General features: G+C 78.7%; 1 pseudogene. It reads right to left on the bottom strand.

What is annotated here, in order from left to right:
* Positions 1-583 (bottom strand): annotated as a pseudogene (locus GFD30_RS26510) (DNA polymerase III subunit gamma and tau); the annotation flags it as partial.

A 583-nucleotide genomic window follows, 5' to 3' on the forward strand; every position in this document is an offset into this window, starting at 1 on the left:
CGGGCCGGCCGCGGGCCGGGCGGCGGCGCCGTTCGCGGCGGTTCGGGGCGCGGCGGACCTAGGCGCCGGGGCCGGCGCCGCTCCCGTCGGCGCTTTTGGGAGGCTGCCGACCTCCCCCACCTCGCACCGGATCTTCCAGGTGCCGCCGAGGACCTCGCCGAGGACGCCCACGACGATGCCGTACGCGGGCTCCTTCTGGAGGTTCTCGGCGTGGAAGGCGTGCCTGAACGCCAGCACCAGCTCGCCGTCCGCCGCGTCGGCGATCGTGGCGTCCTGCAGGAGCGCCGCGGTGGTGCGCTTGCGGTCCTTGACCGCCATCATGATCCGGTCCCACTGGCGGCGGACCGACGCGGCCGAGGTGCCGCCTCCGGCCGGCTCGGGCGCGGGCTCGTACGTCGGGGCCGGCGCCGGTGCCGACCAGTCCTCGGCGGGCGGTTCGTCGACCGCGGCCGGTTCCGGCGAGGCCGCTACGACGGTCTCGGTCGCGTCTTCCCACGGCGGGACCGCGACCGGTGCGGCGGGCGTGTCCGCGACCGGCGCGGGCGCGGCGCCGGTCTGCGCCGGCGCGCTGCGGACGGCGGCC

This window comes from Glycomyces albidus (genome assembly GCF_009451885.1).
Taxonomy (GTDB): Bacteria; Actinomycetota; Actinomycetes; order Mycobacteriales; family Micromonosporaceae; genus Glycomyces; species Glycomyces albidus.